General features: G+C 41.9%; 12 protein-coding genes. All 12 read left to right on the top strand.

Annotated features, from left to right (window positions below):
- Positions 1 to 747, top strand: a 747-nt coding sequence (gene cbiB, locus ACW6OJ_RS06345; protein ID WP_456096062.1) for an adenosylcobinamide-phosphate synthase CbiB, incomplete at its 5' end; no start/stop codon positions are given.
- 25 nt (positions 748 to 772) lie between these two features.
- A complete protein-coding gene (locus ACW6OJ_RS06340) occupies positions 773 to 1,864 on the top strand; it encodes an aminotransferase class I/II-fold pyridoxal phosphate-dependent enzyme (protein WP_456096061.1) in 1,092 nt (363 codons plus the stop codon).
- Positions 1,861 to 2,745 (top strand): GHMP family kinase ATP-binding protein, encoded by an 885-nt coding sequence (locus ACW6OJ_RS06335; RefSeq protein WP_456096060.1) that lies wholly within the window; start codon positions 1,861 to 1,863, stop codon positions 2,743 to 2,745. The genes ACW6OJ_RS06340 and ACW6OJ_RS06335 overlap by 4 nt, the downstream gene beginning before the upstream one ends.
- Positions 2,746 to 2,749: 4 nt before the next feature.
- Positions 2,750 to 3,388 (top strand): cobalt-precorrin-8 methylmutase, encoded by a 639-nt coding sequence (locus tag ACW6OJ_RS06330; RefSeq protein ID WP_293429899.1) that lies wholly within the window; start codon positions 2,750 to 2,752, stop codon positions 3,386 to 3,388.
- Positions 3,389 to 3,397: 9 nt separating this feature from the next.
- Positions 3,398 to 4,564 carry a cobalt-precorrin-5B (C(1))-methyltransferase CbiD gene (gene cbiD, locus ACW6OJ_RS06325; RefSeq protein ID WP_456096059.1) on the top strand — a complete coding sequence of 389 codons (1,167 nt, stop codon included), beginning with the start codon at positions 3,398 to 3,400 and terminating at the stop codon, positions 4,562 to 4,564.
- A gap of 23 nt (positions 4,565 to 4,587) precedes the next feature.
- Positions 4,588 to 5,289, top strand: a complete 702-nt coding sequence (gene cbiE, locus ACW6OJ_RS06320; RefSeq protein WP_456096058.1) for a precorrin-6y C5,15-methyltransferase (decarboxylating) subunit CbiE — start codon at positions 4,588 to 4,590, stop codon at positions 5,287 to 5,289.
- Complete coding sequence (locus ACW6OJ_RS06315; RefSeq protein WP_456096057.1) at positions 5,279 to 5,845, top strand: decarboxylating cobalt-precorrin-6B (C(15))-methyltransferase; 567 nt, start codon at positions 5,279 to 5,281, stop codon at positions 5,843 to 5,845. The genes cbiE and ACW6OJ_RS06315 overlap by 11 nt, the downstream gene beginning before the upstream one ends.
- Complete coding sequence (locus tag ACW6OJ_RS06310) at positions 5,845 to 6,603, top strand: cobalt-precorrin-4 methyltransferase (protein ID WP_456096056.1); 759 nt, start codon at positions 5,845 to 5,847, stop codon at positions 6,601 to 6,603. Before ACW6OJ_RS06315 ends, ACW6OJ_RS06310 begins: the two co-directional genes overlap by 1 nt.
- Before the next feature lie 8 nt (positions 6,604 to 6,611).
- A complete protein-coding gene (locus tag ACW6OJ_RS06305) occupies positions 6,612 to 7,709 on the top strand; it encodes a cobalt-precorrin 5A hydrolase (protein WP_456096055.1) in 1,098 nt (365 codons plus the stop codon).
- 26 nt (positions 7,710 to 7,735) lie between these two features.
- Complete coding sequence (cobJ, locus tag ACW6OJ_RS06300; RefSeq protein ID WP_304195855.1) at positions 7,736 to 8,461, top strand: precorrin-3B C(17)-methyltransferase; 726 nt, start codon at positions 7,736 to 7,738, stop codon at positions 8,459 to 8,461.
- Positions 8,458 to 9,222, top strand: coding sequence for a precorrin-6A reductase (gene cobK / locus ACW6OJ_RS06295; protein WP_455103665.1), 765 nt, complete (start codon positions 8,458 to 8,460; stop codon positions 9,220 to 9,222). Before cobJ ends, cobK begins: the two co-directional genes overlap by 4 nt.
- 8 nt (positions 9,223 to 9,230) lie before the next feature.
- Positions 9,231 to 9,348 (top strand): sirohydrochlorin cobaltochelatase (locus tag ACW6OJ_RS06290; RefSeq protein WP_456096063.1); only part of this gene is annotated, 118 nt, incomplete at its 3' end.

The raw sequence follows: 9,348 nt of genomic DNA, 5'->3' as shown, positions 1-9,348 counted from the left end.
TGGTCCCATATCTTTGATTTCAATACCTACCTGGATATGGGCATGACTATATTGGCAATGTGTACCTGTCTTTCTACAAGGTGCCTGGCAACTGAGTCAAAAAAGGTATATAGGGCCCTGGATAAGGGAGATCTTGATTTGGCTAGAAGGCAGCTTTCCTATATAGTTGGCAGGGATACCAAGGATCTGAAAGAAAAAGATATAATAAGGGCTACGGTTGAAACCGTAGCTGAAAATACTGTAGATGGAAGTCTAGCCCCCATGTTTTACTATATTTTGGGTGGCCTGCCAATGGCCTTTGCCTACAAGGCAGTAAATACTATGGATTCAATGCTAGGCTACAAGAATGAAAAATATAGGGAATTGGGATATTTTCCCGCTAGACTGGATGATGTATTTAACTACATACCAGCCAGGCTGTCCCTGATATTTTTTGCTTTAGCCAGCCTAGTCTTGACCTATGACTTTAGGGCTTCTATTAGGATTGGGCTTAGGGACAGGAAAAATCACACAAGTCCAAATTGCGCCTATCCAGAGGGGGCTGTAGCGGGAGCTCTTGGTATAAGACTGGGTGGCACAAATACATACTTTGGTCAGATGGTCTATAAGCCGAGCATAGGAGATGAAAAAAAGGACCTAGAGGCAAGTGATATAGTCAAGGCCAATAGACTCCTATACGTCTCTAGCCTGGTAGGACTTGTATTTTTTTGCATTTCCTACCTGCTTGTAAGGGCTTTAGCCCTGTAATTATAAAAAAATATGGAGGAACTACTTGGGACACGGGGCAGACTTGGATAAGATAAAAAGAGAATATGGCATAAGTGGGCCTATTATTGACTTTAGCTCAAATATAAATCCTACAATGCCTGATGGACTGGAGGAAATAATACTAGAAAATATAGACTATATAAGGGCCTATCCAGATATAGAATATATGGACCTAAGAAGGTCTATAGGATCTCATGTAGCTGGTATGGGGCCTGAAAATGTATGTGTAGGCAATGGGGCAACAGAGCTAATATTCCTATTTATGAAGCTTGTCAGAGGAAGCCTGGCTATTGTAGGACCGACCTTTTCAGAATATGCCAGGGCAGCCCAAATATGTGGTCTCGATTATAGGTCTATAAATATGGTTGTCAATGATGGGGCCTTTGAATTGCCAGATCTTGGTGTCCTAGATAGGATAGATAACCTTGAGGCTATTGTAGTATGTAACCCCAACAATCCAGACGGGGGCCTAAAAAGTCTGGATAGGCTGGTAGAGTATTGCCAGTCTAGGTCGGTGAAGCTCCTAGTGGATGAAACCTTTATAGAGTTTTGTCAGGACTATAAGGCTTATACAGCCTTAAATTACGACTGTAAGGATATATTTGTCCTAAGGGCCATGACCAAGTTTTATGGTATGCCAGGCCTTAGGATGGGATATATTTTAAGTGAAAATAAAGATTTTATTGATAATCTATATAGTATAAAAGAGCCTTGGACGGTTAATTTCTTGGCTGAAAAAATAACTATAGAAGTACTAAAAAGAGAGGAAGAAAGCAAGTATAGGTTCGGTATTGATACCAGGCTAGCCTATAAAGATGAGAGGGACTACCTTCTTGCTAGTCTTGCTAAAATCAAGGGTATGAGGACCTATAAGACAGATTCTGCCTTTATCCTAGTAGAAATAGACAAGGGTTGTGGCCATACAGCTGGTAGCCTAAAGAATGTCCTGGTTAGGGACCATTCAATACTTATAAGGGATGCCAGTGATTTTTGGGGTCTGGATTCTAGCTTTATAAGGCTAGCCATTAAGGATAGGGGGTCAAATGAGGCCTTGATAGAGGCTCTTCTTAGTATATTTGGAAAGGAAAACCTATGAAAAAGGGGTATGGAGCCTGTCCAGCCACCTGTGGCGAGTTGGTTCAGGGATATTCAAATAAAGCAGAATGTATCAGTTCCTACTGTATAGATGTCTTTTCAAGGGCTGTAATAAGTGAAGGGACTGGTATGTCAAATAGAAATATAAAAAACAAAAGCAAGTCTCTCGAGGCTATAGCCTATGTACTAGACCACTTTGATATAGATAGGTCTTGGTTGGACAGGCTATCTCTGTCTATAAGATCTAGTATACCTACAGGTAAGGGGATGGCTAGTTCGACTGCAGATATAGGGGCCAGTATTATGGCTATATTAGACTATTTGGGCCAAGATATGGAGCCAGACCTAATTTCAAAGATTGTGGCCAGGGTTGAGCCAACTGATTCAATATACAACGAGAATATATGTATATTTGACCCAGTCAAGGGCCAGGTAGTAGATGAGCTTGGAAAGCTGAGTGTAAAGAAGGTATTGATACTGGAGCCAGGCTTTAAGATTAATACAATCAAGCTAAGGATGAGGCAGGACTACTACAGGTGCCTAGGTGAAAATAGGGAGCTTACCAGCCAAGCATTTAAGAAGTTAAAGTACGGTATCGAAAATGATCATATGGAATCTATTAGGCAGGCCTGTGAGACCAGTGCCCTGGCCAATGAGAATATAAAGAATACTCCCCACCTAAGAGACCTAATTGAGTTAGCTAGAGAATGTGACTATGAATTTTTAAATATATCACATACCGGGACAGCTCTTGGTATAGGTCTAGGTGAGAGAACTGATATAGAAAGACTAGAGTATGAGATTAGAAATTCCGAGATTTCTAAAGTATATAAAAGGCAGTATGTAAAGAATATAATCGATGGGGGTTTGAGAAGGAGGTAGACTAGTGGACTATATAAAAAATCCAGGTGAAATTGAAGAAAAGAGTTTTGAAATTATCCAGGCTATAATAGATGAGACTAGGCCTGACTACAAATTTTCATCAAAGGCAGAGGAGCTTATAATCAAGAGGGCCATCCATACGACAGCAGACTTTGATTATTTAGATATTTTAAAAATCTCAGAAGGGGCAGTTGAGACCATAGTCCATGCCATAAAAAATGGTGCAACCATATATACAGACACGACTATGGGTCTAAGTGGTATAAACAAGAGGATACTTGATAAGCTAGGTGTAGGCTATAGGTGCTTAATAGCAGACCAGGAGACTATTGACCTAGCCAAGGCCAAGGGTATTACAAGATCTATGGCGGCCGTAGAAATAGCAGCCAAGGACAGTGGGGACAAGATATTTATTTTTGGAAATGCCCCAACAGCCCTATACAAGGCTATTGAAATGAATGAGGTGGGCCTGTTAAATGCCAGTGCCATAATAGGTGTGCCGGTTGGTTTTGTAGGAGCAGAAGACTCCAAGGAGGCCCTTATGGAAACCAATATGGAATATATAGTTTCTAGGGGTAGAAAGGGAGGAAGTAACCTAGCTGCAGCCATCATAAATGCCATCCTCTACTATTATTTTAGCTAGGGTGACAAGATGATTGATGAATTTGTATACGTAGAAGGAAAAAAATACCGTAGGGGATATACAAGTGGATCTTGTGCCTGTGGTGCTAGCAAGGCTGCCTTAAGGCTGCTTTTGGAAAATAAACCTATAAATAAGGTAAGGATAGGGACTCCAAAGGGGATAGACCTAGACCTGGTAGTTGAAAATATAAGTTGGGGCCAGGACTGGGCCCAGTGCTCTATCAGAAAGGATGGGGGAGACGATATAGATGCTACCCATGGCATGGATATTTTTGCTAGACTAGACCTAGTGGAGCCTGACCAGGTGCCCGATTTTAGGTCAGACCTAGATTCAGACTACCTTTTTATTACATCCGGTCAGGGTATAGGCAGGGTGACTAAAAAGGGCCTAGATATAGGTATTGGAAGGCCTGCCATCAACAGGGTCCCCCTGGGTATGATCCTTAAGGAGGTCCAAGAGACTATAGACGAGCTAGGTCTTGATATATATGACTACCTGGCTGGCAGGAGGATTTTGGTGACCATATTTGCACCACAAGGCCAGGAAATTGCCAAGAAGACCTTTAATAGCAAACTTGGAATAGAGGGTGGTATATCCATTATAGGTACGACTGGTATAGTTGAGCCTATGAGTGACGAGGGTTGGAAGAAGGCCCTTTCTGCTGAGTTGGCCATTAAGAGGGCAGAGGGCAGGGAGTCCATAGTCCTAGTACCAGGAAACATAGGTAGGGACATTATGGTCAAGTCCTATGGTATAGATGTAAATGAAATTGTAAAGATGAGTAATTTTATAGGCTATATGCTGATGGAGTCCAAGCGTCTGGGATTTAGTAAGGTTAGCATAGGAGGCCATATAGGTAAGCTGATTAAATTATCTGCTGGTATCACAAATAGCCATAGTAGGTTGGCTGATGCCAGGAGTGAGATAATGGTGGCCAACCTAGCCCTACTAGGGGCTCCACTAGAGCTTCTTAAAGAGGTGGATGCCTGTTTGAGTACCGATGCTATGGTTGATATAATCGTGGATGCAGGTTATAAACAGGTTTTTAAGGTCCTTGCAGACAAGGCGGCTAGAAGGGCCAAGCAATATATGAGACTAGGTCAGGAAGATAATGTAGAGATAGAGGTATACCTATTTTCTATGGATGGTTCTCTCTTGGCCAGGTCGGAAATCTAGACTAGTTTCTAGAAGGAGGTTAGATGGTATATGTAGTTGGAGTTGGCCCAGGTTCAGGTCTTTACCTGACTAGGGCGGCAGAAGAAATCATTGATAAGGCCCAACTCTTGATAGGGGGTACTAGGAATATAGAATTTATAAGGACTAGCCTTGGTCTAAAAGAGGGGCAAGACACTTTTGTTCTAGGCTCAGACCTAGCCAGCATGATGGACCAAATAGAGAAAAATTTGGACAAGGATATAGTGGTCCTGGCATCGGGAGACCCATCTATCTATGGCATAGCTGACTATATAAATAGGACTATGTCTAGGCAGGATGACCCGGCTACTGAAACGAATAGAATTCCTAGTAAGAGGGATAGCATACAAGATAAAGAAAACCTGCTAATAGTTCCAGGTATAAGCTCTATCCAGTATGCCTTTTCGGTATTCAAAATACCTATGAATGACCTCTATATCACAAGTAGTCACGGTAGGCAGCCAGACTATGATTTTATATTTATGCATGACAAGCTAGCCCTAGTGACCGATTCCAAAATAGGGCCAAGGCAAATAGCCCAGGAGGTCAAGGACAGGGGTTTGGATTATAGCTTTTATGTTGGTGAAAACCTGTCATACCATAACCAGAGGCTTACAGTTGGAAGTGCAGATGATATTTTGGCTAGGGACAGCTACGGTATGTGCCTAGTGATATTGATAAGGTGGAGAGATAAGGATGAAAAATAGCGAATTTATAGTAGGTAAGGTACCTATTACCAAGGAAGAAGTTAGGGCCATATCCCTGGCCAAGCTAGACCTAACCAGGGCCTCCAATTTCTTGGATATAGGATCGGGGACCGGCAGTGTTACAGTAGAAGCAGCTCTTAATAATAGGCATTTAAGGGTGACTTCAATAGAAAAAGACCAGGCAGCCCTTGATCTTACTAGACTTAACATAGAAAAATTTGACCTAAAAAATGTGGTCTTGATTGATGGAACTGCCCCACTAGACCCAGAAAAATCTGGCCTAAACAAGTCCTACCAGGCCATATTTTTAGGTGGAAGTGGTGAAAATTTAGGCGATATACTCAACTGGTCCTACCAGCTTTTGGACCAAGGGGGCAGGCTAGTGTCTAATTTTATCCTATTGGAAAATGCAACTAAGGCCTATAGGATAATGGAAGATATTGGCTTTAAAAAAATTGAGCTAGTTCAGATAGGTGTATCTGTATTAGAAGGTCTAGGTGGGGGCCATTACCTTAAACCTAGAAACCCAATTGTAATTATAAGTGGAGAAAAGTAATGGAAAAGATATATTTTGTAGGTGCTGGTCCTGGTGACAAGGAACTGATTACCCTGAAGGGATACAGGCTCTTGAGCCAGGCAGATATAGTAATATATGCAGGATCCTTGGTAAATCCTGACCTTCTAGACTACTGTAAGTCAGGGGCTAGGCTATATAACAGTGCCGGTATGAACCTTGAAGAGATTATTGACATCATGAGGGAGGGGGCCAAAAAAGACCTCCTAGTGGTCAGACTGCAGACTGGAGATATCTCAATTTACGGGTCAATAAGAGAACAGGCTGAGGAATTGAAAAAATTAGATATAGACTATGAATCTATACCAGGAGTCAGCTCATTTTTAGGTGCTGCAGGTGCTCTAGGTATAGAGTATACGGTACCAGAGGTTTCTCAAAGCCTGATTATTACGAGAATAGAAGGAAGGACTCCGGTACCAAAACTAGAAAGCCTAGGGTCCTTCGCTAGTCACCAGACCTCTATGGTCATCTTCCTATCTGTCCAGAATATAGATAGGGTAGTTGACCAGCTCCTTGAGGGTGGTTACCCAATAGACACACCTGTTGCAGTTGTATATAAGGCAACCTGGCCAGACCAGGAGCTTGTGAGAGGGTCTCTAGAGGATATAGCCGACAAGGTTAAGGCGGCTGGAATTAAAAAGACAGCCCTAATACTTGTTGGTAGGTTCTTGGGAAATGAGTACAGTTACTCTAAGCTATATGATAAGTACTTTAGTCATGAATACAGGGATTCGATATAGGTGTTGCTATGAGGATAAGGTATATATATTTGACTGACCAGTCAAGGCAGCTTGCCCAGAAAATAAAGTCATCCCTTAGCAAGGATTACTGGTTTGACATTGGTCTTGACTACGAGAAAGGGCTTGAAGCAGAGATAATTTCATATAGTGAATTTAAGGCTGAGTCAGGGACCTATTTTAAGGAATCAGACTGCCTGGTATTTATAATGGCTAGTGGTATAGTGGTCAGGTCTATAGCAGGCCACCTTGTCGATAAGTTCACAGATCCAGCCGTCCTAGTTGTGGATGAATTGGGTATAAATGTTATAAGTCTACTATCTGGTCATATGGGTGGGGCCAATGATTTATGTAGACGGATAGCCTCTAGTATAGGGGCAAATCCTGTAATCACTACGGCTACTGACATTAATAATAAGGGTGCCTTTGATATGCTTGTTAAAAAGATGTGGGCAAATGTGGATAATTTAAGAGACTTGAGCCTGCTTATAAATTCGGACCTTTTAAAGGGTGCGGATATCCAACTTTATATAGACCCAGATTACAGGGAGTATTTTGAGGAAGATGACCTGAGGGGCTTTAGTCTAGTAGATCAAGTCAAGGACCTAACTTCTGTGGATAGAAATATAGAAAAAAATATAGATGTTAAGATCCAGACTAGGTATGATAAGATAGTAATCAGTGATAAGCTAGACCTTTGTAGGCTGGCCGAAGAAGAGGGCTTGGTCCTAGTGGTTCCAAGAAGGAATGTGCTGGGCATAGGCTGTAGGAAAAATACAGATCCAAAAGTCTTTGAGGGGGAGGTCCTTAGCTACCTTTCTCAGGCCAATATTGACGTCAGGTCTATCGGTAGGATGGGTTCTATTGACCTTAAGAGGGATGAAATCTGCATAGATGAGTTTTCTAGCAAGTACGGTATAAGGTGTGAATTTTTTGCACCAGAGGACCTGGCTGCTTATCATGATATATATGATAAATCAGAGTTTGTAAAGAAGGTTACGGGTGTTTATTCTGTAGCTCAACCAGCCTGTCACATATTGGCTGGAGGAAGGCTCTTGGGGAAAATGTACAGAGACAAGGGAATTACCTTGGCTCTAGGGAGAAGATAGACACGATTTTTTGGAAAGGAAAAAGTATGATTTATGTTGTAGGTATAGGGCCTGGAAGTAAGGAGTATATGACTCTGGAAGCCCTAGAAACTATTGAAAAATGTGACATAATAATAGGCTATAAGACATATATAGGTCTTATAGGAGACCTGCTTGCTGGCAAGACTGTATTAGAAAATGGTATGAGGCAGGAGGTCGATAGGTGTAAGAAGGCCCTAGACCTATCAGCCCAGGGACATAGGGTTGCCCTAATAAGTGGGGGAGACTCAGGGGTCTATGCCATGGCAGGTCTGGTATATGAGCTCAACTCAAGGCTTGATATGAAAGAGGATATAAGAGTAGTCCAGGGTGTTACATCGAGTATATCTGCTGCAGCAAGCCTGGGAGCACCGCTTATGCACGATTTCTGCCAGATAAGTCTAAGTGACCTGATGACTGACTGGTCACTTATAGAAAAAAGGCTTGAACTGGCATCTATGGCTGACTTTGTCATCTGTATATACAATCCTAAGAGTAAGGGGAGGCCAAACCACTTGAGGAGGGCCTTTGAAATAATGCAGGCCCACAAGCCGGCAACAACACCTGTTGGTATAGTAAAAAATGCGGGTAGGATTAATGAGGAGAAGTATATAAGAACATTGGAGACCATGGACTTTGAGGTGTGTGATATGTCAACTATGATAATAGTGGGCAACAAGGAAACATATATTGATGGAGATAAGATAATCACTCCAAGGGGGTATGGAATATGATATTGGTTTTGGGTGGAACATCAGATAGCTTAAAGATATGCGACAGGCTAAATGAAATAGGTATAAGCGACTTTGTCCTATCTGTAGCAACCGAATTTGGCAAGGACTTGGCCCTTGAGCATGCAAAAAACATAATCAATGGCAAGATGGATAAAAAGGAAATGATCGAATACATCAAGAACCAGGAAATTAGGCAGGTAATAGATGCTACCCATCCATATGCGGTAGAGGTATCTAGAAATGCAATTGAGGCCTGTGAACAGACAGATATCAAGTACATAAGGTTTGAAAGAAAGTCACTCTTGGACGAAATTAAATACCAGCAGGAATATGTAGTCGACACCATAGAAGAGGCCTGTGATATGGTTATGAAAAATAAGAACTGGGAAAATGTGCTTATAGCTACAGGAAGCAAGAACCTAGCTACCTATGTCAAGCTACTAAAGGGCAAAAAGTTAGTTGCCAGAGTGCTTCCAACCAGTGAAGTAATAAGGAGCTGTGAGTCTATGGGCCTAAATGCAGACAATATAATAGCCCTAAAGGGGCCCTTTAGTAAGGATATAAACGTAGCCCTTTTAAAGCACTCCAAGATAGATGTAGTAATTACCAAGGAAAGTGGTTTTGCAGGAGGCTTTATAGACAAGATTGAAGCCTGTGAAGAGTTGGGGATACCTGTTATAATAATCAGGAGAAGGACTATTGACTATCAGAGGATGATACACAGTGTTGATGAAATAGAAGAAGGATTGATATTTGGATAGGAGGCAGAATGGAGAATATAAAAAGGAAGGCCCTTTTGGTTATCAGCTTTGGGACTTCCCATATGGATACTAGGCAGAAGACTATAGAGGCCTGTGAAAAAAGGTTGAGGGACAGGTTCCCTGACT

The organism is Peptostreptococcus sp. (assembly GCF_977045075.1).
Note: the sequence above shows the minus strand (reverse complement) of the source record. Positions and strands in the feature narration are given on the sequence as shown.

Excerpts from the sequence above, each read along its gene's own strand:
- ACW6OJ_RS06335 (WP_456096060.1), top strand. The coding sequence starts at position 1,861 with ATGAAAAAGGGGTATGGAGCCTGTCCAGCCACCTGTGGCGAGTTGGTT.
- cbiD (WP_456096059.1), top strand. The coding sequence starts at position 3,398 with ATGATTGATGAATTTGTATACGTAGAAGGAAAAAAATACCGTAGGGGA.
- cbiE (WP_456096058.1), top strand. The coding sequence starts at position 4,588 with ATGGTATATGTAGTTGGAGTTGGCCCAGGTTCAGGTCTTTACCTGACT.
- ACW6OJ_RS06315 (WP_456096057.1), top strand. The coding sequence starts at position 5,279 with ATGAAAAATAGCGAATTTATAGTAGGTAAGGTACCTATTACCAAGGAA.
- ACW6OJ_RS06310 (WP_456096056.1), top strand. The coding sequence starts at position 5,845 with ATGGAAAAGATATATTTTGTAGGTGCTGGTCCTGGTGACAAGGAACTG.
- ACW6OJ_RS06305 (WP_456096055.1), top strand. The coding sequence starts at position 6,612 with ATGAGGATAAGGTATATATATTTGACTGACCAGTCAAGGCAGCTTGCC.
- cobJ (WP_304195855.1), top strand. The coding sequence starts at position 7,736 with ATGATTTATGTTGTAGGTATAGGGCCTGGAAGTAAGGAGTATATGACT.
- cobK (WP_455103665.1), top strand. The coding sequence starts at position 8,458 with ATGATATTGGTTTTGGGTGGAACATCAGATAGCTTAAAGATATGCGAC.